Origin of the sequence: Methylobacterium sp. ap11, from assembly GCF_900110515.1 — a bacterium.
Classification (GTDB): Bacteria; Pseudomonadota; Alphaproteobacteria; order Rhizobiales; family Beijerinckiaceae; genus Methylobacterium; species Methylobacterium ajmalii.
This window is the reverse complement of record NZ_FOEB01000025.1, coordinates 49763-70630: the sequence shown is the minus strand read 5'-3', so window position 1 is coordinate 70630 and position 20868 is coordinate 49763. Positions and strand designations below refer to the sequence as shown.

General features: G+C 72.0%; 23 protein-coding genes. 15 read left to right on the top strand and 8 right to left on the bottom strand.

All coding sequences use genetic code 11. The features are described from left to right. Nucleotides 1–120: 120 nt before the first annotated feature. The 10 genes from BMX97_RS26450 (at nt 121) to BMX97_RS26405 (ending at nt 9919) form a co-directional block, all read left to right on the top strand. The gene (locus BMX97_RS26450; protein ID WP_091754171.1) at nt 121–597 is read left to right on the top strand and encodes an SRPBCC family protein; all 477 of its coding nucleotides are present in this window, start codon (nt 121–123) and stop codon (nt 595–597) included. 257 nt (nt 598–854) lie between these two features. After that, entirely contained in the window at nt 855–1349 is a 495-nt protein-coding gene (locus BMX97_RS26445) for a (2Fe-2S)-binding protein (protein ID WP_091754170.1), read from the top strand. 300 nt (nt 1350–1649) lie between these two features. Further along, the gene (locus BMX97_RS26440; RefSeq protein WP_091754169.1) at nt 1650–4019 is read left to right on the top strand and encodes a xanthine dehydrogenase family protein molybdopterin-binding subunit; all 2370 of its coding nucleotides are present in this window, start codon (nt 1650–1652) and stop codon (nt 4017–4019) included. Between the two features lie 20 nt (nt 4020–4039). Next, entirely contained in the window at nt 4040–4840 is an 801-nt protein-coding gene (locus BMX97_RS26435; RefSeq protein WP_091754168.1) for an FAD binding domain-containing protein, read from the top strand. Between the two features lie 289 nt (nt 4841–5129). Then, nucleotides 5130–6032 (top strand): AAA family ATPase, encoded by a 903-nt coding sequence (locus BMX97_RS26430; RefSeq protein ID WP_091754167.1) that lies wholly within the window; start codon nt 5130–5132, stop codon nt 6030–6032. Beyond that, nucleotides 6029–7237: a vWA domain-containing protein gene (locus BMX97_RS26425; protein ID WP_091754166.1), complete on the top strand. Its 1209-nt coding sequence runs from the start codon at nt 6029–6031 to the stop codon at nt 7235–7237. The genes BMX97_RS26430 and BMX97_RS26425 overlap by 4 nt, the downstream gene beginning before the upstream one ends. Nucleotides 7238–7283: 46 nt before the next feature. Further along, nucleotides 7284–7607, top strand: a complete 324-nt coding sequence (locus tag BMX97_RS26420; protein ID WP_048452524.1) for an XdhC family protein — start codon at nt 7284–7286, stop codon at nt 7605–7607. After that, on the top strand, nt 7604–8302 hold the full coding sequence (locus BMX97_RS26415; protein ID WP_091754165.1) for an XdhC family protein: 699 nt from the start codon (nt 7604–7606) through the stop codon (nt 8300–8302). The genes BMX97_RS26420 and BMX97_RS26415 overlap by 4 nt, the downstream gene beginning before the upstream one ends. Further along, a complete protein-coding gene (locus BMX97_RS26410) occupies nt 8299–9333 on the top strand; it encodes a molybdopterin-binding protein (RefSeq protein WP_091754164.1) in 1035 nt (344 codons plus the stop codon). The genes BMX97_RS26415 and BMX97_RS26410 overlap by 4 nt, the downstream gene beginning before the upstream one ends. Then, nucleotides 9326–9919 (top strand): nucleotidyltransferase family protein, encoded by a 594-nt coding sequence (locus BMX97_RS26405; RefSeq protein WP_091754163.1) that lies wholly within the window; start codon nt 9326–9328, stop codon nt 9917–9919. The genes BMX97_RS26410 and BMX97_RS26405 overlap by 8 nt, the downstream gene beginning before the upstream one ends. 5 nt (nt 9920–9924) lie before the next feature. Here the strand turns inward: BMX97_RS26405 and BMX97_RS26400 are convergent, their stop codons facing one another. The 3 genes from BMX97_RS26400 to BMX97_RS26390 form a co-directional block, all read right to left on the bottom strand. Then, nucleotides 9925–10554 carry a LysE family translocator gene (locus BMX97_RS26400; RefSeq protein ID WP_091754162.1) on the bottom strand — a complete coding sequence of 210 codons (630 nt, stop codon included), beginning with the start codon at nt 10552–10554 and terminating at the stop codon, nt 9925–9927. Nucleotides 10555–10687: 133 nt separating this feature from the next. After that, nucleotides 10688–11308: an exopolysaccharide biosynthesis protein gene (locus tag BMX97_RS26395; RefSeq protein ID WP_091754161.1), complete on the bottom strand. Its 621-nt coding sequence runs from the start codon at nt 11306–11308 to the stop codon at nt 10688–10690. A gap of 368 nt (nt 11309–11676) precedes the next feature. Continuing rightward, on the bottom strand, nt 11677–11946 hold the full coding sequence (locus BMX97_RS26390; RefSeq protein WP_091754160.1) for an usg protein: 270 nt from the start codon (nt 11944–11946) through the stop codon (nt 11677–11679). 349 nt (nt 11947–12295) lie between these two features. On the opposite strand from BMX97_RS26390, the gene bcsS reads away from it, so the two are divergent. After that, on the top strand, nt 12296–13078 hold the full coding sequence (gene bcsS, locus BMX97_RS26385; RefSeq protein WP_091754159.1) for a cellulose biosynthesis protein BcsS: 783 nt from the start codon (nt 12296–12298) through the stop codon (nt 13076–13078). Here the strand turns inward: bcsS and BMX97_RS26380 are convergent. Then, a complete protein-coding gene (locus BMX97_RS26380) occupies nt 13001–14650 on the bottom strand; it encodes a cryptochrome/photolyase family protein (protein ID WP_177202362.1) in 1650 nt (549 codons plus the stop codon). The genes bcsS and BMX97_RS26380 overlap by 78 nt on opposite strands. Nucleotides 14651–14770: 120 nt before the next feature. Between BMX97_RS26380 and BMX97_RS26375 the strand changes: the two genes are divergently transcribed. Continuing rightward, a complete protein-coding gene (locus BMX97_RS26375; protein ID WP_091754157.1) occupies nt 14771–15637 on the top strand; it encodes a methionyl-tRNA formyltransferase in 867 nt (288 codons plus the stop codon). 4 nt (nt 15638–15641) lie between these two features. Then, entirely contained in the window at nt 15642–15821 is a 180-nt protein-coding gene (locus BMX97_RS26370; protein ID WP_091754156.1) for a DUF2256 domain-containing protein, read from the top strand. A 6-nt stretch (nt 15822–15827) separates the two neighbouring features. On the opposite strand, the gene BMX97_RS26365 is transcribed toward BMX97_RS26370, so the two are convergent. The 3 genes from BMX97_RS26365 to BMX97_RS33180 are packed head-to-tail and all read right to left on the bottom strand — an operon-like array spanning nt 15828 to nt 17757. Then, on the bottom strand, nt 15828–16652 hold the full coding sequence (locus BMX97_RS26365; RefSeq protein ID WP_177202363.1) for a metal ABC transporter permease: 825 nt from the start codon (nt 16650–16652) through the stop codon (nt 15828–15830). 38 nt (nt 16653–16690) lie between these two features. Beyond that, nucleotides 16691–17596: a zinc ABC transporter ATP-binding protein AztA gene (aztA, locus tag BMX97_RS26360; protein WP_091754154.1), complete on the bottom strand. Its 906-nt coding sequence runs from the start codon at nt 17594–17596 to the stop codon at nt 16691–16693. After that, nucleotides 17596–17757 (bottom strand): hypothetical protein, encoded by a 162-nt coding sequence (locus tag BMX97_RS33180; RefSeq protein ID WP_177202360.1) that lies wholly within the window; start codon nt 17755–17757, stop codon nt 17596–17598. Before BMX97_RS33180 ends, aztA begins: the two co-directional genes overlap by 1 nt. A 212-nt stretch (nt 17758–17969) precedes the next feature. On the opposite strand from BMX97_RS33180, the gene BMX97_RS26355 reads away from it, so the two are divergent. Together BMX97_RS26355 and BMX97_RS26350 are read left to right on the top strand one after the other, a co-directional pair. Continuing rightward, nucleotides 17970–18479, top strand: coding sequence for a Fur family transcriptional regulator (locus BMX97_RS26355; protein ID WP_091754209.1), 510 nt, complete (start codon nt 17970–17972; stop codon nt 18477–18479). Nucleotides 18480–18715: 236 nt separating this feature from the next. Continuing rightward, nucleotides 18716–19168: a BLUF domain-containing protein gene (locus BMX97_RS26350; RefSeq protein WP_091754153.1), complete on the top strand. Its 453-nt coding sequence runs from the start codon at nt 18716–18718 to the stop codon at nt 19166–19168. 40 nt (nt 19169–19208) lie between these two features. On the opposite strand, the gene BMX97_RS26345 is transcribed toward BMX97_RS26350, so the two are convergent. Beyond that, nucleotides 19209–20705 (bottom strand): undecaprenyl-phosphate glucose phosphotransferase, encoded by a 1497-nt coding sequence (locus BMX97_RS26345; protein WP_091754152.1) that lies wholly within the window; start codon nt 20703–20705, stop codon nt 19209–19211. Nucleotides 20706–20868 lie beyond the last annotated feature (163 nt).

The window sequence follows — 20868 nt, the reverse complement described above, 5'->3', positions numbered from 1 at the left end:
TCCGGTGCCGCCGGGTAGGTGTGCGATTGATCGGCTGGTCCTGACGCTACGGCTCCGCTACCCTCCCCGGCGACGTCCGGTCAGGAGACCGGCAACCACATCGGGGAGGAGGACGCCGCCATGGCGATGACGATGACCGGCGAGGTCGTGCTGCCCGCCGACCAGCAGACCGTCTGGGAGAAGCTCAACGATCCGGAGGTGCTCAAGCGCTGCATTCCGGGCTGCGAGACGCTCGAGAAGGTTGGGGACAACGAGCTCCAGGCGTCGGCCAAGATCGCGGTCGGCCCGGTCAAGGCGACCTTCAAGGGCAAGGTGACGCTCACCGACATCGACCCGCCGAACGGCTACCGCATCGTCGGCGAGGGCCAGGGCGGCGTCGCGGGCTTCGCCAAGGGCGGGGCGGTGGTGCGGCTGGAGCCCGCCGAGGGCGGCCAGACCAAGATGACCTACGACGTAGAGGCCAGCGTCGGCGGCAAGATCGCCCAGCTCGGCGGACGCCTGATCAACGGCGTGGCGAAGAAGTACGCCGACAACTTCTTCGACACGTTCGCCAAGGAGGTCCAGGGCGGCGCCGCGGGCGAGACCACGGCGGCCTGAGGCGGTTTTCGATCGTCCGCGATCAACTTGTTGCGAGGCGAACGGGCATCGTGACCCGAATCGGCCGGAAACGGCCGGTTTGCGCGCCAAAAAGCCGGAGCGCCGCGCCTTGACCGGCGCTTCCGGGCGGTCGACACTCGAATTCGAGCGATTCCAGAGAGGCACGGCCGGCCCGGCCACCACGAGCGACAGGGTCCGCCCCAAAGGGCCCGCGGGTCTTCGGCCAAGTGTCCTGGTCCAGGAGGAGGACGTCACCCATGAGCGCTGTCAGCCTGACGGTGAACGGCAAGGCCGTGACCGCCGACATCGATCCGCGCACGCTGCTGGTGCAGTACCTGCGCGAGACCCTTCGCCTCACCGGCACCCATGTCGGCTGCGACACCAGCCAGTGCGGTGCCTGCGTGGTCCACCTCGACGGCGAGGCGATCAAGGCCTGCACCGTGCTCGCCGTGCAGTGCGACGGCCGGTCGGTCACCACCATCGAGGGCCTGGCCTCCGGCGGCGAGCTGCACCCGATGCAGGCGGCCTTCCGCGAGCACCACGGCCTCCAGTGCGGCTACTGCACCCCCGGCATGATCATGACCGCCGTGGACCTGGTGCGCCGCAAGGGCAATGCGCTGGACGAGCAGACCATCCGGCACGAGCTGGAGGGCAACATCTGCCGCTGCACCGGCTACCACAACATCGTCAAGGCGATCGCGGCTGGGGCCGAGAACATGGCCGCCGAGCCGCAGAAGGTCGCGGCGGAGTAGCGCCACGCTGAACCCTCCCCCCTCTGCGGGGGAGGGTGCTCCGCGAATGCGGGGCGGGAGCGGGGCAGCGCGACGCTGATCGGGAGGCGCCTGCCAGAGCGGTTCAGTCTTATCCGGGAGCGTGGTTCCCCTCTCCCGGCCTGCTCCGCAGGCCACCCTCCCCCGCAGAGGGGGAGGGTTAAGATCTGAGCCCTTTCAAAAGACCGTCCGCGCCATCCGGACCAACAACAAGACGCCGCCTGAGAACGAGGCCGGCCCCGACGCGCCGGCCGCGAGGCCAGATCCGGGAGACTCAACGCCATGACCGCCACGGGTATCGGCGCCTCGGTGCGCCGCAAGGAAGACCAGCGCTTCATCACCGGCAAGGGCCGCTACGTCGACGACTACAACCGTCCGGGCCAGGCCCACGCCTACTTCCTGCGCTCCCCCCATGCCCATGCCACGATCCGCGGCATCGACACCGCGGCCGCGTCGGAGATGCCCGGCGTCGTCGGCATCCTGACCGGCGAGGACCTGGCGGCCGACAAGGTCGGCGGCCTGATCTGCGGCTGGATGATCCATTCCAAGGACGGCACGCCGATGAAGGCCGGCGCCCACCCGGCGCTGGCGCAGGGCAAGGTGCGCTACGTCGGCGACCACGTCGCGGTGGTCATCGCCGAGACCCTGGCCCAGGCCAAGGACGCCGCCGAGGCCATCACGGTCGATTACGACGTGCTGCCCGCCGTGGTCGAGACGGCGAAGGCCGCGGGCGCCGGTACGGTGGTGCACGACGTCGCCCCGGACAACACCGTCTTCAACTGGCATCTCGGCAACCAGTCGGACGTCGAGGCGGCCTTCGCCCGGGCGGCGCACGTCACCAAGCTCGACATCGTCAACAACCGCCTGGTGCCGAACCCGATCGAGCCCCGCGCGGCGGTCGGCGAGTACGACGAGGCGGAAGAAGCCTTCACCCTCTACACCACGAGCCAGAACCCGCACGTCGCCCGCCTCGTGCTCTCGGCCTTCATCGGCATCGCGCCGGAGAACAAGCTCAGGGTGGTGGCGCCCGACGTCGGCGGCGGGTTCGGCTCGAAGATCTTCATCTACGCCGAGGAGACGGTCTGCGTCTGGGCGGCCAAGAAGGTCGGGCGGCCGGTGAAGTGGACGAGCGACCGCACCGAGGCGTTCCTGTGCGACGCCCACGGCCGCGACCACGTCACACACGCCGAGATGGCGATGGACGAGGGCGGCAAGATCCTCGCGCTGAAGGTCCACACCATCGCCAATCTCGGCGCCTACCTGTCGACCTTCTCGTCGTCGGTGCCGACCTACCTCTACGCGCCGCTGCTGTCGGGCCAGTACAACATCCCGGCAATCTACTGCGAGGTGGATGGGGTCTACACCAACACCGCGCCGGTCGACGCCTATCGCGGCGCCGGGCGGCCGGAGGCGACCTTCGTCATCGAGCGGCTGGTCGAGGTCGCGGCGCGCGAGCTGAATCAGGATCCGTCGAAGTTCCGGCGCAAGAACTACATCAAGAGCTTCCCGCACCAGACCCCCGTCATCATGATGTATGACGGCGGCGACTACTCGGCCTCCCTCGACAAGGCGCTGGAGATCGCCGACCACAAGGGCTTCGCCCGGCGTCGGCGCGAGAGCGCCCGCAACGGCAAGCTGCGCGGCATCGGCTTCTCGTCCTACATCGAGGCCTGCGGCATCGCCCCCTCGCAGGCGGTGGGCTCGCTCGGCGCCGGCGTGGGCCTGTGGGAATCGGCCGAGGTGCGGGTCAACCCGACCGGGTCGATCGAGGTGCTGACCGGCTCGCACAGCCACGGGCAAGGGCACGAGACCACCTTCGCCCAGCTCGTCTCCGACCGGCTCGGCGTGCCGATCGAGAGCGTCACCATCGTGCACGGCGACACCGACAAGGTGCAGTTCGGCATGGGCACCTACGGCTCGCGCTCCGGCGCGGTCGGCATGTCGGCCATCGCCAAGGCGATCGACAAGGTGGTGGCCAAGGGCCGCAAGGTCGCGGCCTACGCGATGGAAGCCGGCGAGGACGACATCGAGTTCAAGGACGGCCGCTTCTCGGTCGCCGGCACCGACAAGTCGCTCGCTTTCGGCGAAGTGGCGCTGCAGGCCTACGTCGCCCACAAGTTCAGCGGCGCGCAGCTCGAACCCGGCCTGAAGGAGGGAGCGTTCTACGATCCCACCAACTTCACCTTCCCGGCCGGCATGCATATCTGCGAGCTCGAGGTCGATCCCGATACCGGTGTCGTCACCATCGAGAAGTTCACGGCGGTGGACGATTTCGGCAACGTCATCAACCCGATGATCGTCGAGGGCCAGGTCCATGGCGGCATCGCGCAGGGCGTCGGCCAGGCGCTGTTCGAGGGCGCGCTCTACGATTCCGACGGCCAGCTCGTCACCGCGAGCTTCATGGATTACCGCATGCCGCGGGCGGCCGACCTGCCCTCGTTCGAGGTCGGCATGACGGTGACGCCGTGCCCGTCGAACCCGCTCGGCATCAAGGGCTGCGGCGAGGCCGGCGCCATCGCGGCGCCTGCCGCCGTGATGAACGCGCTCACCGACGCGCTCGGCCACGAGAACATCGCGATGCCGGCGACCCCGCTGGCGGTGTGGCGGGCGGCGCAGGCGAGCCCCCACCTGCGCCCGGAAGCCGCCGAATAAGATCAAGCCTGGAGAGCATCATGTACGCTTTCGCCTATCACCAGCCGACCAGCCTCAAGGACGCCGCGAGCCTGCTCGCCGGCGAGGACGCCAAGCTCGTCGCCGGCGGCCACACCCTGATCCCGACGATGAAGCAGCGCCTGGCCGCCCCCGGCACGCTGATCGATCTCGGCAAGGTGCCGGACCTCGTCGGCATCGAGCGCAGCCCGCGCTCGATCACCATCGGCGCCATGACCACCCACGGCGCGGTGGCCGCGTCGAACGACGTGAAGGAAGCGATCCCCGCGCTCGCCGAACTCGCGGCGCTGATCGGCGACCCGGCGGTGCGCCACCGCGGCACGATCGGCGGCTCGGTCGCCAACAACGATCCGGCGGCGGACTACCCGGCCGCCTGTCTCGCGCTCGGCGCCACGATCAGCACCAACAAGCGCAAGCTCAGCTCGGAAGAGTTCTTCACCGGCCTGTTCGAGACCGCGCTGGAGGAAGGCGAAATCGTCACCGGCGTCTCGTTCCCGATCCCCCACAAGGCGGCGTACGAGAAATTCCGCAACCCGGCCTCGCGCTACGCCCTCGTCGGCGTGTTCGTGGCCAAGCGTCCGAGCGACATCCGCGTCACGGTGACCGGCTCCGGGTCCAACGGCGTGTTTCGCTGGACCGAGGCCGAGGAGGCTTTGGGCAAGCGCTTCGCCGCGAAGTCGCTGGAGGGGATGTCGCCGTCGGCGAGCGGGCTCAACAGCGACATCCACGCGGACGCCGATTACCGGGCCCACCTGATCGGCGTGATGGCGCGCCGCGCGGTGCAGAAGGCGGCGGATCGGTAATCGGCCAGGCGCGGCGCGCGTGTGAGAACCCTCCCCCCTCTGCGGGGGAGGGTGGCCCCCGGCGGGGGCCGGGAGAGGGGCAGCGCGACGCTGGTCCAGGTTGCGCCCGTCAGAATGGTCGCGACCTCTCCGGAAACGGCGTCCCCTCTCCCGGCCCCTGCTGACGCAGGGACCACCCTCCCCCGCAGAGGGGGGAGGGACTGGACGGGCGGCGCCTCGCCTCAATATCCCACCGTCCAGATATTCCGGCGGACGCGACCGCCCCCCGCGAGAAGCAGCCCCCGCCACGATGACTCTCCCCCCCTCCATCGACGCCACCCAGGCGCTGCTCTCCTCGGCCGGCTACGTCGCCGACCGGGCGCTCTCCACGGTGGTTTTTCTGTCGCTCAAGCTGGGGCGTCCGCTCTTCCTCGAAGGCGAGGCGGGCGTCGGCAAGACCGAGATCGCCAAGGTGCTGGCCAAATCCCTCGGCCGGCCGCTGATCCGGCTGCAATGCTACGAGGGGCTCGACGTCGCGGCGGCCGTCTACGAGTGGAACTATGCCGGCCAGATGATGGCGATTCGGCTGGCCGAGGCCGGCGGCGCCGTCGACCGCGAGCGGCTCGAATCCGACCTCTTCTCCGAACGCTACCTGATCCGACGGCCGCTGCTCCAGGCCCTGGAGCCGGGGGAGGGCGGGGCGCCGGTGCTGCTGATCGACGAGCTGGACCGCACCGACGAGGCGTTCGAGGCGTTCCTGCTCGAAGTGCTGTCCGACTTCCAGGTCACGATCCCCGAACTCGGGACGATCCGCGCGCCCGAGCCGCCGCTGGTGATCCTGACCTCGAACCGCACCCGCGAGATCCACGACGCGCTGAAGCGCCGCTGCCTCTACCACTGGGTCGACTACCCGGACGCAGAGCGCGAATTGCAGATTCTGCGCACCCGCCTGCCGCACGCGCCCGAGGCGCTGTCGCGCCAGGTCGTCGCCTTCGTGCAGGCGATCCGCAAGGAGGACCTGTTCAAGGCGCCGGGCGTCGCCGAGACGCTGGACTGGGCGACCGCCCTCGTGGAACTCGACGCCGTCGCCCTCGATCCGACGCTCGTCATCGACACGCTCGGCGTTCTCCTCAAGTACCAGGACGACATCCAGGCGATGCAGGGCGGGCGGGCGAAGGCGCTCCTCGACGAGGTGCGGTCCTCCGCCGGATGAGCGAGGCGCAAGCGGGCTCCGGCCGGCTCCCGGACAACATCGCCTACTTCGCCCGGGCCCTGCGCGCCGCCGGCGTCCCGGTCGGGCCCGGCGACGTGATCGACGCCGTCGCGGCGGTCGAGGCCGCCGCCATCGGCACCCGCGAGGATTTCTACTGGACGCTGCACGCCGTGCTGGTGCGCCGGCGCGAGCATTCGGCCCTGTTCGCCGAGGCGTTCCGGCTGTTCTGGCGCCGGCGCGACCTCATCGAGAAGATGATCGCCCAGATGTCGCCGGTCGCCCCCGACAAGGCGCCGCCCAAACCCCCGAATGCCGGGGCGCTGCGGGTGCAGGAGGCGCTGTCGCCGAAGACGGAGCGGCCCAAGCCCAAGCTGACCGAGGAAGACCTCACCACCGTCACCCTGTCGGTGTCGCAGGCCGAGGTGCTGAAGGCCAAGGACTTCGCCCAGATGAGCGCGGAGGAGGTCGCGCAGGCCCGCCGCCTGATCGCGAACCTGCGGCTTCCCGACGACGCCACCCGGACCCGGCGGTTCGAGGCCCGGCCGCGCGGGCGCATCGATCCGCGCCGCAGCTTCCAGCGCACGGTGCGGGCCAGCGGCGCCATCGACCTCGCCTTCCGGGCGCCGCGGCAGCGGCCGCCACCGATCGTGGCGCTCTGCGACATCTCAGGCTCGATGGCGGAGTATTCGCGCCTGTTCCTGCACTTCCTGCACGCGATGAGCGAGCAGCGCCGGGTGCACAGCTTCGTCTTCGCGACCCGGCTCACCAACATCACCCGCGAGCTGACCCGCCGCGACCCCGACGAGGCGCTGTCGCGCGCCAGCGCCCGGGCGCAGGATTGGGAGGGCGGCACCCGCATCGCCGAGGCGCTGCACCTGTTCAACCGGCACTGGTCGCGCCGGGTGCTCGGCGGCGGCGCGGTGGTGCTGCTGTTCACCGACGGACTCGAGCGCGAGGTGACGCCGGAGCTGACCCACGAGATGGACCGGCTGCGGCGCTCGTGCCGGCGGCTGGTCTGGCTCAACCCGCTGCTGCGCTTCGAGGGCTTTTCCGCGCGGGCGAGCGGCATCCGGGCGATGCTGCCGCATGTCGACGATTTCCGGCCGATCCACAGCCTGTCGGCGATGGCGGACCTCTGCCGCGCGCTCGGCGCGCACCAGCCGCGCGGCCGCGCGCCCAAGACGTGGTTGCGCGAGGCCAGCTAGATCCTACCTCCTGTGAGGGGCTAACGGCCCTGGAGACGTTTGTCCGATGCTGTCGACCGATACCGACATCCTCGCCACCGCGGAGGCCTGGCGCGAGGCCGGCCGCGGCGTGGCGCTCGCCACCGTGATCGAGACCTGGGGCTCAGCCCCGCGCCCGGTCGGCTCGCACCTGATCATCGACCAGGAGGGCAACTTCCTCGGGTCGGTCTCGGGCGGCTGCGTCGAGGGCGCGGTCATCGCCGAGGCCGCCGACGTGATCGAGGACGGCAAGCCCCGGGTGCTCGAATTCGGCGTCGCCGACGAGACCGCCTGGCGGGTCGGCCTGTCCTGCGGCGGGCGCATCCGCGTGCTGGTCGAGCCGGTCGCGTGAAACTCGACATCCTGCGGGAGATGAACCGGGAGCGCGCCGCCCGCCGCGCCGTCATCCTGGTCACCGACACCGCCGACGGCGCGCAGCGCCTGGTGCGCGAGGCCGAGGCCGCGTCCGATCCGCTGGCCGCCGAACTCGGCGCCCGATTCCGCTCGGGCAAGAGCGGGATCGTCGAGGCCGACGGCCGCTCGCTGTTCCTCACCGTGCAGGTGCCGCCGCCGCGGCTCGTGGTGATCGGCGCCGTCCATATCAGCCAGGCGCTGGCGCCGATGGCGCAGGCGACCGACCTCGACGTCACCATCATCGACCCGCGCACCGCCTTCGCGACGCCGGAGCGCTTTCCCGACGTCGCCCTGCTGCCGCTCTGGCCCGACGATGCCCTGGCGCAGTTGCCGGCCCTCGACCGCTACACGGCGGTCGCGGCCCTGACCCACGACCCGAAGATCGACGACCCGGCGCTGATCGCGGCGCTGAAGGCCGAGTGCTTCTATGTCGGGGCGCTCGGCTCGCGGAAGACGCACGGCCGGCGCGTCGAGCGCCTGACCGCCGCGGGTCTCACGGAGGAGCGGATCGCCCGCATCGCCGCGCCGATCGGCCTCGATATCGGGGCGGTCAGCCCGGCCGAGATCGCCGTGTCGGTGCTGGCCCAGGTGATCGCGAGCCTGCGGCAGGATCGCCGCCGGGCCCCGGCATGAGGTTCGGCCCGGTCCCGATCGGAGAGGCCGCCGGCCTCATCGCCGCGCACTCCGTGCGGGCCGGCGACGCGGTGGTGAGGAAGGGCCGGCCGATCGCCCCGGACGACGCCGCCCGCCTCGAAGCCGCCGGCGTCGGCGAAGTGGTGGCGGTCGCTCTCGAATCGGGCGATGTCGGCGAGGACGAGGCGGCGCAAAGGCTCGCCGCGGCCGTCGCGGGACCGGGCGTCGGCGCCGAGCCGCCCTTCACCGGCCGGGCCAACCTGCATGCCGCGCAAGCCGGCCTGCTCTGCCTCGACGAAGGCGTGATCGGCGCGGTGAACAGGGTCGACGAGGCGGTCACCCTCGCGACCCTGGTGCCGTTCAAGCCGGTGGTGCCCGGCGAGATGGTGGCGACCGTCAAGATCATCCCCTACGCGGTGCCGGGCGCGGTGCTCGACCGGGCGCTCGCCGTCGCCGCCCCGGCGATCCGGGTCGCGCCCTACCGCCTGAGCCGGGTCGCGGCGATCTCGACCCTGCTGCCGGGCCTCAAGCCGAGCGTCGTCGACAAGACCCTGCGGACCCTCGACGCGCGCCTGGCCCCCGCCGGGGCCCGCATCGTCGGCGAGGCCCGGGTGGCGCACGAGGCCGGCGCGGTGGCGGACGCCCTGCGGAATGCTGTGGAGCGCGACGGGGCGGAACTGGCGGTGGTGTTCGGCGCCTCCGCCATCGCCGACCGGCGCGACGTGATCCCGGCGGGAATCGAGACCGCCGGCGGCGTGGTCGACCATCTCGGCATGCCGGTCGATCCCGGCAACCTGCTGCTGCTCGGCCGGCTCGACCCGGACGCTGCGAACCCCGTACCGGTGATCGGGGCGCCGGGCTGCGCCCGCTCACCGAAGGAGAACGGGTTCGACTGGGTGCTGCAGCGGCTGCTCGCCGGCCTGCCCGTCACCCGCGACGACATCGTCGGGTTCGGGGTCGGCGGGCTCCTGATGGAGATCGTGTCGCGGCCCCAGCCGCGGGACGGCGGGGAGAGTGCCGACGATGCCTGACCCGGTCGGCATCGTGCTGCTCGCCGCCGGGCGCGGCACCCGCTTCGGCGCGAGCCCCAAGCTCCTGAGCCTCCTCGACGGCAAGCCGCTGGTGCGCCACGCCGCCGAGGCGGCGGTGCAGGCCGGCCTCGGCCCGGTCGTGGCGGTGCTGGGTCACGCCGGCGCGCAGGTACGCGAGGCGCTGGCCGGGCTGCCGCTGACCATTGTCGACAACCCGGATTACGCCGCCGGCCTCTCCACCTCGCTCCGCGCCGGGCTCGCCGCCCTGCCGGAGGCCGTCACGGGGGTGATCGTGCTCCTCGGCGACATGCCCCGGGTCGGATCCGGCCTGCCCGTACGGCTCGCCGAGGCATTCCGTGCCGCCCCGGTCGCGCCCGCGGCGGTGGTGCCGGTCAAGGACGGCCGGCGCGGCAACCCGGTCCTGCTCAACCGCCGTCTCCTCTCGGCCGGCATCGCCGACCTCACCGGCGACCGCGGCGCCGGCCCGCTGCTGGCGCGGCGCGACGACGTGCTCGAACTGGCGGTGGACGAGGCCGGGGTGCTGATCGACGTCGATACGCCGGCGGCCCTCGCCGGTCTCGTCTGAGCCGGTCAGACCGGCAGGCGTGTCGTCAGGACCCGCAGGCCGGCCCCGGCGAAGAGCAGGGCGAAGGCCCCCTCGAACCAGCGCCGCAGGCGCAGGTAGGCCCGGGCGATGCGGCCGTGCGAGAACAGCAGCGCGTAGCTGGTGAAGATCGCGGCGCTCTGCAGGCCGACGGCGGCGATCACCAGGATCAGCTCGGCGGCGGAGGTCCGCGGCGACAGCCCGAGCGTGTAGAGCGAGCCGAAGAACAGGATCGCCTTCGGGTTGGTGAGGTGCAGGGCGAGGCCCTTGGCGTAGGCCCGCGGCGCGGAGACGTCGGCGACCGCGGGCGTCCGGGCCACGGACCCGCGGATCGCGCTGCGGGCCGACCGGTAGGCGAGATACAGCAGGTAGCCGCCGCCACAATAGCGCATCGCCTCGAGCATCCAGGCGCTCGACGCCATGATGGCCGCAAGCCCGAGCGCCGCGGCGATCGACCAGGCGAGCGAGCCGGTCACGACGCCCAGCGCGAGGGCGAGGCCGGTCCGGCGCCCGGCCTGCATCGCGGTGTCGGCGATCGCCAGGGTCGCGGGCCCGGGGCTCGCGCTGGCGACGAAGGCTGCCGAGAGGATCAGCGGAAGGTTGATCGAGAGGGACATCGCGCCGTCCGCCTGTGCCTGGGTTGGCCGTAACGCCGGGCTCCGATGCCATACCGGCGCCCGCGCCGCCCTCGGCTCGGGCCCCGGCATGGATCGCGCCGGGCACCGTCCCTCACTCGGACGTGAGAGGACCTTACGCCGCCGCGGCAGCACCGAGGTTCAGGAGGCCCATCACGGCGGTGAACACCGCGTAGACGAAGCCGAGGTTGAGCAGCACGCCGAGCACGCCGATGCCGAGTCCGGCCGCCACCACGATGCCGTCGCGCTCGACGAGGCCGAGGCCGACCAGCGTGACGGCGAGCCCGAGCGGGATCTGGCCGACCAGGGGGGCGGCGACGATCAGCACCAGCGACAGGGCGAGGATCAGCACGCCCATGGTGCGCATGCCGATGTCGTTCTCGAACACCCGCAGCCGCGGCCGCGACCAGCGTTCGAGCCGGCGCAGCAGCGGCACCGCGCGGGAGACCGCCCGTTGCAGGTCGGAGCGGGCGATCGAGCGGCCGAGCAGCGAGCGCGGCAGCCACGGCGCCGACATGCCGGCGGCGATCTGCGCCGCCACGAGGGCGAGCAGCAGGCCGCAGATCAGCGGGATCGGCGGCGGCATCGGCAGGCAGTTGGGCAGGCCGAGCAGCACGACGAGGAGCGCGAAGGCCCGGTCGCGCAGGACCGCCACGATCTCGCCGACGGTCAGCCGCTCGGTGTCCTGGGCGGCGAGGACCGTCAGGATCTCGGAGGTGCGGGCGGATTGCGTCACGGGGCTCTGGTCGTCCGGTGCCGGGGAGGCGCTCCCGGGGGAAATCGCGGCCTCCTCGATCGAGGGCGCGACGCTCGCCGGCGGAGTCGCTGCGGCCCTGGCCGGGGTCGCGCGGCCCCCTCTAGCCCACTCCGCCGCGCGGGCCAACCCGCGGGCGTGGGAGGCCGTGGCCCGGTCCGGATGGGCCGGACCGGCGGCAAGGGGCGCGAGCCGCCGTCGAAGCGGGCCGGCGGCGGAGAGGAGGCGCCTGTGCATGGTTCACCGACGTGAGCGCCGCGCCCGTGAGGGCGCGGCCGTAGCGGGTCTCACACACGGCCAAGGCGGCAATCGTAGGGCAGGGGCCGAAAATTCTTCGGCCCGTCCCGGGCTCAATGCAGCGTCAGCACGCCGTTCACGGCGTGGAACTCCGCCGGCTTGATCAGCCGGGAATGCGCCACCCGGACCGAGTGCAGGGGGCCGTCGAGCTCGCGCTTCCAGAACTCGAGGAAGCTGGTGAGGACGGGGAAGCGCGGCGCGAGGTCGTATTCCTGCCAGACGAAGGTCTGGAGGACGCCGGGGTGATCGGGGATGCGGTAGAGGATGTGGGCCGTTGTCAGGCCGTAGCCCTCGATCTGCTGCCTGAACTCCTTCGAGACCATGGAACCTCCTCGTGTGTCGAAGATCCTTCTCGGGGTGCGAAGCGCTTTGCCGACCAAGGGTCCGATGGTGCGGTTAATCGATGGTTAAGCTCAAGCGGAAATCACCGCTAAATCGTTGTTTTTTCAAGTATTAGCAGCCGTGCTCCGCGAGTGCTGACGGTTCCTCCGCCGGCCCGTCGAGCACGGCTCCGGCGAAAGGCCGGGGACCCGCCAAGCAGGCCCGAATCCCGGATGTCGAGGATGGACGAGGGCCGGTGGGCGCTTGGCTGTGCGGCGACGGGCATTCGCGATTGACGCTGGGTTCGATGGAAAAGATATTTCCATCTTCGCAACGATCGCCCCGGTCGCCGTGCCCCTTTCCTCGGCCCGCCCCGCCCTGATCTATACGGCGGCGTGCCTCGGCTGCGCCGGCGGGGTGCGCGCGGACGGCCGGGACGAGGTGCGGACGGTGTTGTTCGGCAGCCTGGATGCCGGCCGCTCCACCTTCGTCAGCGCCGGCGCCAAATACGCTCCCGACGGCGTGGACCGCGACGGCGTCGTCGCCCTGGCGACCCTCGGCTACGGAACGCGGACCGAACGCGACTGGTGGGGCGATCCGCGCGCCGCCGCGGGCGGGCGCCCGCCTCGGATCTTCCGCCACACCGTCCTGGCCGGCGCCGTGGCCGGCCGGCAGTGGATGTACGATTGGGGCGTCGTCGCACTGTTCGCCGGGCCGGAACTCGCCTTCGAGGTGCTGGACAGTCCCGGAACGAAGGAGCTCCCGGCGCCGCGGCTCGGGGCCAGGGTCCAGGCGGAGCTGTGGGCCCGGCCGAGCGAGGCGACCCTCGTCACGGCCACGCTCATCGCCGGCACCGCCCGCGGCAGCGCCTGGGGCCGGGTGTCCTGGGGGATGCAGGTCCCCGGCTTGCAGGGGGTGGGCCTCGGCGCGGCCTATCTCGGGCCGGAGGCCGCGCTCTACGCCGACCTTGCCGGCTACCGGAAATGGAGCCTCGGCCTGCACGCCACCGACGTCGCACTGCCCGCCGTGTTCCCGGCCGACCTGCGCCTGCGGGTCTCAGCCGGCTGGGTCTACGAGGAGCCGATCCGGCGCCCGGGCGTCTACGGCACGCTGACCGCCTGGCTCCCCCTCTGAGGCGCTCAAGCCGTCGAGGAAGCGGGCCGAATCCGCCAGCACCTCGGACCGGCGCGCCGGCGCCATCTTGGCCAAGGTCCGGTACGGCATTGCGAGGCGCGGGTTGCGACCCAGGCGCTCCTCGTGGGTGATCAGGAAGTTCCAGTACAGGTAGTTGAACGGGCACGCCGTCTCGCCGCTCTTCGCCTTCACGTCGTAGGCGCAACCCCGGCAGTAATCCGACATCCGGTCGATATAGGCGCCCGAGGCGGCGTAGGGCTTGGAGCCGAGGAGCCCGCCATCGGCCCACAACGCCATGCCGTGGACGTTGGGAAGCTCCACCCATTCGTAGGCGTCGGCATAGACGACCAGGAACCATTCCTCGACCTGGCGCGGCGCGATTCCGGCGAGCAGCGCGAAGTTGCCGAGCACCATCAGCCGCTGGATGTGGTGGGCGTGGGCATGGGCCTTGGTGTCGCGCACGCACTCGCCGAGGCAGGCCATGGCGGTCTCGCCCGACCAGTAGAACCACGGCAGGTCGCGGGTCGCCTCGAGCGCGTTGGTCTCGGAATAGTCCGGCATCCGGGCCCAGTAGAGCCCGCGGACGTATTCGCGCCAGCCGAGGATCTGGCGGATGAAGCCCTCGACCGCGTTGAGCGGCGCCGCGCCCTCGCGCCACCGGTCTTCCGCCGCGCGGCAGACCTCCTCGGCGTCGAGGAGGCCGAGGTTGAGCGCGGGCGCGATCAGCCCATGATACAGGAACGGCGAGCCCGCGCGCATCGCGTCCTGGTAGTCGCCGAATTCCGGCAGGCAGTCGTCGAGGAAGTGCCGCAGGGCCTCGAGCGCCTCGGTGCGGGTCACCGGCCATTCGAAGCCGTCGAGGTCGCCGAAATGGTCGGGAAAGCGGCAGGCGACGAGGGCCATCACCTCCCGGGTGACGGCGTCGGGCGCGAAGCGGCGGCGCTCCGGCACGGCGTGCCCGGCGGGCAGACGGCGGCGGTTGTCGTGGTCGAAGTTCCACTGGCCGCCGACCGGGTCGCGCCCCTCCATCAGGAAGCCCGTGCGCCTGCGCATGGCGCGGTAGAACGTCTCCATCCGCAGCGCCTCGCGCCCCTCGGCCCACCGGGCGAAGACCGGACGCGGGCACAGGAAGCGGGTATCGTCGCGGATCTCGACGGGCAGGCCGAGCGCCTCCTCCCAGTCGCGCATCATCGCCTCGACACGGTACTCGCCGGCCTCGGTGACGACGATCCGGTCGGGCGTGTGGCGGGCGAGCGCGCGGGCGACCTCGCCGGTGAACGAGCCGGTGTTGTCCGGGTCCTCCAGCTCCACGTAATCGACCCGGATGCCGCGCTCGCGCAGTTCGGCCGCGAAATGGCGCATGGCCGAGAACACCAGCACCAGCTTCTGCTTGTGGTGGCGCACGTAGGTCGCCTCGTCCGCAACCTCGACCATCAGCACCGTGTCGGCGTCGGGATCGAGGTCGGTGAGGGTGGCGAGCCGGGGATGGAGCTGGTCGCCGAGGACGAGACGCAGGTGGCGCACGGGAGATCGGCGGCGGCGGGCCGCACCGTGAATCGTCTCGCGCGCCATTGCGGCTCCCTTCCGCCTGCCCATAACGCTAGCTAGGGCGTTCGGGGGCGCCGGGGCCGGGCCGAACTGACGCAGGGAGCGGCGGGCGGTGCGGGTCTGCGGATCGGAAGGAGCCGTGACGTGAAATTCGCCTTCGCGGGCATCGATTTCCTCGGCGGGGTGTTCGAGGCCCTGGTCGCGTCGGGCTGGCAGCCGATCAAGCTGTTCACCCGCCCCTGCGACGGGATCTACGACCAGAACGACGCGGTGGTGGCCCTGGCGCGGCGCCACCGGGTGCCGATGCAGCTCTCCCGCCTGCGGGTGTCGGACATCGAGGCGCTGTCGGCCGAGCACGGCCGCGACTGGGCGCTGGTGGTGGCGGGCTACCCCTGGCTGATCACCGGCTGGCCGGGTCGGGTGCGCTACGCCCTCAACTTCCATCCCTCGCCGCTGCCGGACGGGCGCGGGCCCTACCCGCTGTTTCGCGCCATCCTGGATTCCTACGAGAGTTGGGGCGTCACCGCCCACGTGCTGGCCGAGGACGGGTTCGACACCGGCGACATCCTGGCCCAGGACCTCTTCCCGATCTCGGGCGCCGAGACCCACGAGACCCTGCTCGCCCGCTGCCAGATGGCGGCGGTGCGGCTCGCCCGCGGGCCGATCGCCCGCGACCTGCCCGCCCTGTGGCGCCGGGCCGAGCCCCAGGGTGACGGCGCCTACTGGCCGCGGGTGAGCGACCTCGACCGCACCCTCGATTTCCGCCAGCCGGTCGAGGCGATCCTGCGCCGCGTCCGGGCCTTCGGCGCTATCGAGACCCTGGCGCGGATCAACGACGGCCGGGTCTTCGTCCAGGAGGCCCAGGGCTGGACCGAGGCCCATCGCCACGCCCCCGGCACGGTGGTGCATACCTACCGCCGCCAGGTCTTGGTGGCGGCCCGCGACGGCTACGTGCAGATCACCCGCTGGAGCGCGATTCCGCTGGCTGATGCCGGCAAGACCGGGCGCTGAGCCGATGCCGAAGATGCGCCGCAAGGGCGACCTACCGCAGAAGGTCTGTGTCCAATGCGGCCGGCCCTTCGCCTGGCGCAAGAAGTGGGAGCGGGTCTGGGACGAGGTTCGCTACTGCTCCGACGCCTGCCGGCGCGCCGCCCACCGGGGCGAGCCGGCGCAGGCGCCGCAAGGGCACCGGTAGCGGTCCTCACGCCTCCAGGTGGCGGGCCGGGATCAGCCGCCAGACGAGGCCGCCTCTAGGCCCGAGTAGCATCGAGGCGAGATAGAGCGCGCCCGCCGCCAGCACGATCGCCGGACCGGTCGGCAGGCTGGCGTAGTAGGAGACCAAGAGCCCCGCGACGCTCGCCGTCAGCGCCAGGACCACCGAGGCTGGCAGGAGGCCGCTGAGGTCGACGGCCCAGAACCGGGCGGTGATCGCCGGCAGCAGCATCAGCCCGACGGCGAGCAGCGTGCCGAGCGCCGCGAAGCCGCCGACGAGGTTGAGCACCACTAGCGCCAAAAAGGCGTAGTGCACCGGCCCGCTCGCCCGGCCGACCGAGCGCAGGAAGAGCGGATCGACGCATTCCATCACCAGCGGCCGGTAGGCGACCGCGAGGCCGATGAGCGTCACCGTCGAGATGCCGCCGAGCAGCACCAGCGCATCGTCGTCGAGCGCCAGCACCGTGCCGAACAGGATGTGCAGGAGGTCGATCGACGAGCCGCGGGCCGAGATTAGCAGCACGCCGCCCGCAAGCGAGATCAGGTAGAAGGCCGCGAGGCTGGCATCCTCGCGCAGCACCGTCGAGCGGGCGACGAAGCCCGAGAGCATCGCCACCGCGAGGCCGGCGACGAGGCCGCCGAGGGTCATCGCGGGCAAGGACAGCCCGGCCCACAGGAAGCCGACCGCCGCGCCCGGCAGGATGGCGTGGCTCATCGCCTCGCTCATCAGGCTCATGCGCCGCAGGGTGAGGAAGACCCCGACCGGGGCGGCCCCCACCGAGAGGGCGACGCATCCTGCGAGCGCCCGGCGCATGAAGGCGAACTCGACGAAGGGCGCGGTCAGGAGGTCGATCACGCGGCGTGCCCGTGGCTGTGGCGCCCGTGCGGGCCGTTGTCGTGGGACCCGTAGTCTTGGGATCCACGGTCTTGGGATCCGTGGTCTTGCGGCCCGTGGGCATGGGGCTGCGCCGCGGCCGGCGCGCGGCAGACCGGCGCCTCCTCGTCCCAGGCCTCGCAGAGCCGGCGGGCCCGCCGCAGGTTCTCAGGCGTGAGCACGGTGGCGGTGGCGCCCCAGGCCACCGCCTCGCGGGCGAGCAGCAGGGTCTCGGGGAAGTGGCGGCCGACCTGGTCGAGATCGTGCAGCACCGCCACCACGGTGCGGCCCTCGCCGTGCCAGCCATGGACCAGGGCCAGCAATTCGTCGGTGGTGCGGGCGTCGATCGCCGCGAAGGGCTCGTCGAGCAGGATCACCCGGGCGTCCTGGAGCAGGACCCGGGCAAACAGCGCCCGGCGCAGCTGGCCGCCCGACAGGGTGCCGATCGGCCGGCGCTCGAAGCCGGTGAGACCGACCGCCGCCAGGGCCGCCTCGACGGCGCCGCGATGCCGCCCGAGCGAGCGCCATGGCCCGACCCGGCGCCACAGCCCCATCGCCACGAGGTCGAAGACCCCGATCGGGAAGGCGCGGTCGATCTCGGCCGCCTGCGGCAGATAGGCGATGTCGTGGCGGGACAGGCCCGAACGGACGACCTCGCCCTCAAGCGGGCGGATCTCGCCCATGATGCCCTTGAGCAGGGTCGACTTGCCGGCGCCGTTCGGCCCGACCACCGCGGTGAGCGAGCCGGGGCGGAGCGTGCCGTCGAGGTGGTGGACCGCCGGATGCCGGGCATAGCCGAGGGTGAGGCCGCGGAAGGCGAGAGCGCCGCCGGGCGCGGCTTCACGAAGCGCGCCGCCGGGCGCGGAGCGGGGGAGGGACGCCATCACGCCGTCGCCCAGCCGATCAGGGCCCAGACCGCCAGAGCGGGCAGGGCCGCCAGGGCGAGGCGCGGCCCGAGCCCCTGGCGCAACAGGGAGAACGGCGTCGGCAGGCGGCGCGGAACGGCGGCGTCGGTCCGGGCGGCGGAGCCATGATCGTGCGGCATCGGCTGTTCGTCGATCCAGGATCCGGGACGCGCCCTCGGCGGGCGCCGTCGCGGACCCCATATGGGGGACGGCCGGGTGCCGCCCAAGCGCCGAGCGTTACACTGTAACAGGCAGGGCCTGTCAACCGCCGCCGGGTTGCGGTAGGCCAGCCGCACGCGGCGGCGCGGGGGCGGGAAACGCGGCGGGGAAGCGCATGGAGGCGGGGAAGCGCATGGACGAGCACGAAACCTGCGGGCATCACGACCACGCGCACGATGCTCACGGCCCGGCCCGCACGGCCGACCTCGTGGCCCGGGCCGAGCGGCTGGCGCAGGACCTCGGCCTGCAATTCACCGCCCTGCGCCGGCGCACCCTGGAGGTCGTCGCCGAGGAGGGCCGGCCGCTCGGCGCCTACGACATCGCCGAGCGCCTGAGCGTCCCGGGCAAGCGCGTCGCCGCGGTCTCGGTCTACCGCGCCCTCGACTTCCTCACCGAGCACGGCCTCGTCCACCGCATCGCCAGCCGCAACGCCTTCGTGCCCTGCGAGCACGGCCACGGCGCCGGCGAGAGCGCGGTCTTCCTGATCTGCCGCAGTTGCGGCAGCGTCGACGAGACGATCTCGGCCGAGATCGAGCGCAGCCTCGACCGCACGCTCGCTCAGGCCGGGTTCAAGCCGGCGAGCCGGATCGTCGAGATCGAGGGCGAGTGCGGCGCGTGCCAGGGGCGGGCGGGGGCCGGGTAATCCGGCACCTCATCCCCAGTTCTCGCGCTGTTTGCTCCATGTTAAGGGTGCCCAATCGACTTCGTTCATCGATTGGCAGGAACCGTTAATGCTGTCGAACGACGTCCTGTCGTCACTCGATCGTCCCGCCCCATGTTCCCGATCATGCCGGACGCGCACATCGTGACCGGCCCGCGATGACGGCCCCGGACGCTCACCCGAGCGATCCGCCCTCGGGCCGGTGGAGTGAAGCGTCGATGATCCACCAGCTCGTCTATTACAGCCGCAACACCGTGCCGGGCGGCGACCGCGCCATGCTGACCAACATGCGCGAGATCCTGTCCGCCTCCCAACGCAACAATGCCCGCGACGGGATCACGGGCTTCCTGATCTTCGACACCCAGTGGTTCGTGCAGATCCTGGAGGGCGAGCGCGGCAAGGTGACGGAGACCTACAACCGCATCGCCCGCGACCCGCGCCACGCGAGCGCGACGATCCTCAACGTCCGCGACGTCGCCGCCCGGCTCTTCCCGAACTGGACCATGGGCGGCGCGATGCGCTCGCTCGACGTCCAGGAGATCTATCTCGGCCACGGCTTCGGCGGCCCGATCGACCCGACCCGCCTCAAGTCCGACCAGGTCGTCGCCCTCGCCCTCGACCTCCAGGCCTTCGAGGAGAGCCGCCGCCAGGGCCGGCGCCTGGCGAGCTGAGCGCCCTCGGGACCCGCCTCCAGGCGGGTCCCTGTCTCCCTCAATACGCGTTCCGGAACGCGCTCCGCGCCACCACGGTCATCACCAGGATCCGGAGGTCGAACCACAGCGACCAGTTGTCGATGTAGAACAGGTCGTGCTCGACGCGCCGCTGCATGTCGGCATCGGTCAGGGTCTCGCCCCGCAACCCGTTGACCTGGGCCCAGCCGGTGATGCCGGGCCGCACGTTGTGGCGGCGCGCGTAGAGGGCGATGCGACGCTCGAAGCTGCGGTCGTGGGCGACCGCGTGGGGGCGGGGGCCGACCAGCGACATGTCGCCCCGGATCACGTTGAGGAGCTGGGGCAGTTCGTCGAGGTTGGTGCGGCGCAGGATGCGGCCGACCCGGGTGATGCGGTCGTCGTCCCGGGTCGCCTGCCGGAAGGCGCTGCCGGCATCGGTCCGCATGCTGCGGAACTTGAACACCCGGAACGCCTCCTGGTTGAAGCCGTAGCGCTTCTGGCGGAACAGGCTCGGGCCGCGGCTGTCGAGGCGGATCAGGATCGCGATCAGCAGGAGCAGCGGCGAGAGCGCCACCAGGGCGAGCGAGCCCACCACGACGTCGAAGATGCGCTTGGCGGCGATCTCGACCGGGGAGAGCGGCGCGCGGCCGACATTGATGCCGGTGAGCAGCCCGACCCGGCCGACGCGGACGTCGCTGAAGCGGTCCATCACCCGGCCCGGCCGCAGGTGCAGGGCGACCGGGACCCGCAGAAAGGCGTCGACGCAGGCCTCGAGGTCCTCGACCTCGGCCCAGGGCACCAGCACGAACACGTCGTCGGGCCGCAGGAAGCGCACCACCGAGACGCTGAGGTCGAGATCCTCCGCGAGCTGGGTCCGGCGCGCCTCCTGGTCGCCGCCCTCGGGCGCGTTGCGCAGGGTGCTGACGCCGATCACCCGCAGGCCGAGCGCCGCGGTGTCGTGGGTGGCGTAGAAGCTCGCGACGTCCTCCTCGTAGCCGATGAGGTGGATGCGGCGGGCGGAATCGGAGCGCGGCGTGATCAGCCGCCGCACCAGCCCGACGGTGACGAGGCGGGTGGCGACGAGGGCCGGCAGGCCGGTGAGGAAGGTGGCGAGCGCCGCGATCCGCGAATGGTCGCCGGTGGTCTTGCTGAGGAAGCCGAGGACCAGCACCACCGCCCAGGCGGCGAGCCACAGGCTCACGACCCGGCGGAAATGCGGGGCGCGGGCGAGGTAGTTCTCGATGCTGTACTCGCCCCGGGCGATGTTCGGCAGGACTACGAACAGGCCGAGGAACAGCCCGACGGCGAGCGACGGGCCCAGCTCCGGCTGCCGCTCGTACGAGACGAGGTGGTAGGTGATCTCGCAGGCGAGCCCGGTGACGGCCACGGCGGTGAGCTCGGCCAGGGCGGCGGCGGCGGCGATCGCGAGGCGCAGGGCGGCCCGGCCGCGCCGGGGCAGGAGCGCGTTCCACACTGCCCGCGCCTCGGACGAGGCGAGGTGGGCGCCGCCGTCCTCCGGAAACCGTTCGTGTCGCATGGCGAGAAGACCCGTGACCGCATCTGTGCCGGCTCGAGACGGACCGGGTGGGAGCGTGCCGTTATCGCACATCCCGGGATCCGTCGCCGGTGGTTGCACGACCATCGAGCAAGCCCGGGACCGTGGGCATCCCAGCCCTGCGGCCCGCGACGGGACGGGGACG

Coding starts and splice junctions, on each gene's coding strand:
- BMX97_RS26355 (WP_091754209.1), top strand. CDS start 17,970: ATGGACGAGCACGAAACCTGCGGGCATCACGACCACGCGCACGATGCT.
- BMX97_RS26440 (WP_091754169.1), top strand. CDS start 1,650: ATGACCGCCACGGGTATCGGCGCCTCGGTGCGCCGCAAGGAAGACCAG.
- BMX97_RS26405 (WP_091754163.1), top strand. CDS start 9,326: ATGCCTGACCCGGTCGGCATCGTGCTGCTCGCCGCCGGGCGCGGCACC.
- BMX97_RS26380 (WP_177202362.1), bottom strand. CDS start 14,650: ATGGCGCGCGAGACGATTCACGGTGCGGCCCGCCGCCGCCGATCTCCC.
- BMX97_RS26410 (WP_091754164.1), top strand. CDS start 8,299: ATGAGGTTCGGCCCGGTCCCGATCGGAGAGGCCGCCGGCCTCATCGCC.
- BMX97_RS26445 (WP_091754170.1), top strand. CDS start 855: ATGAGCGCTGTCAGCCTGACGGTGAACGGCAAGGCCGTGACCGCCGAC.
- BMX97_RS26420 (WP_048452524.1), top strand. CDS start 7,284: ATGCTGTCGACCGATACCGACATCCTCGCCACCGCGGAGGCCTGGCGC.
- BMX97_RS33180 (WP_177202360.1), bottom strand. CDS start 17,757: ATGCCGCACGATCATGGCTCCGCCGCCCGGACCGACGCCGCCGTTCCG.
- aztA (WP_091754154.1), bottom strand. CDS start 17,596: ATGGCGTCCCTCCCCCGCTCCGCGCCCGGCGGCGCGCTTCGTGAAGCC.
- BMX97_RS26430 (WP_091754167.1), top strand. CDS start 5,130: ATGACTCTCCCCCCCTCCATCGACGCCACCCAGGCGCTGCTCTCCTCG.
- BMX97_RS26435 (WP_091754168.1), top strand. CDS start 4,040: ATGTACGCTTTCGCCTATCACCAGCCGACCAGCCTCAAGGACGCCGCG.
- BMX97_RS26370 (WP_091754156.1), top strand. CDS start 15,642: ATGCCGAAGATGCGCCGCAAGGGCGACCTACCGCAGAAGGTCTGTGTC.
- BMX97_RS26350 (WP_091754153.1), top strand. CDS start 18,716: ATGATCCACCAGCTCGTCTATTACAGCCGCAACACCGTGCCGGGCGGC.
- BMX97_RS26425 (WP_091754166.1), top strand. CDS start 6,029: ATGAGCGAGGCGCAAGCGGGCTCCGGCCGGCTCCCGGACAACATCGCC.
- BMX97_RS26345 (WP_091754152.1), bottom strand. CDS start 20,705: ATGCGACACGAACGGTTTCCGGAGGACGGCGGCGCCCACCTCGCCTCG.
- BMX97_RS26390 (WP_091754160.1), bottom strand. CDS start 11,946: ATGGTCTCGAAGGAGTTCAGGCAGCAGATCGAGGGCTACGGCCTGACA.
- BMX97_RS26450 (WP_091754171.1), top strand. CDS start 121: ATGGCGATGACGATGACCGGCGAGGTCGTGCTGCCCGCCGACCAGCAG.
- BMX97_RS26400 (WP_091754162.1), bottom strand. CDS start 10,554: ATGTCCCTCTCGATCAACCTTCCGCTGATCCTCTCGGCAGCCTTCGTC.
- BMX97_RS26365 (WP_177202363.1), bottom strand. CDS start 16,652: ATGCGCCGGGCGCTCGCAGGATGCGTCGCCCTCTCGGTGGGGGCCGCC.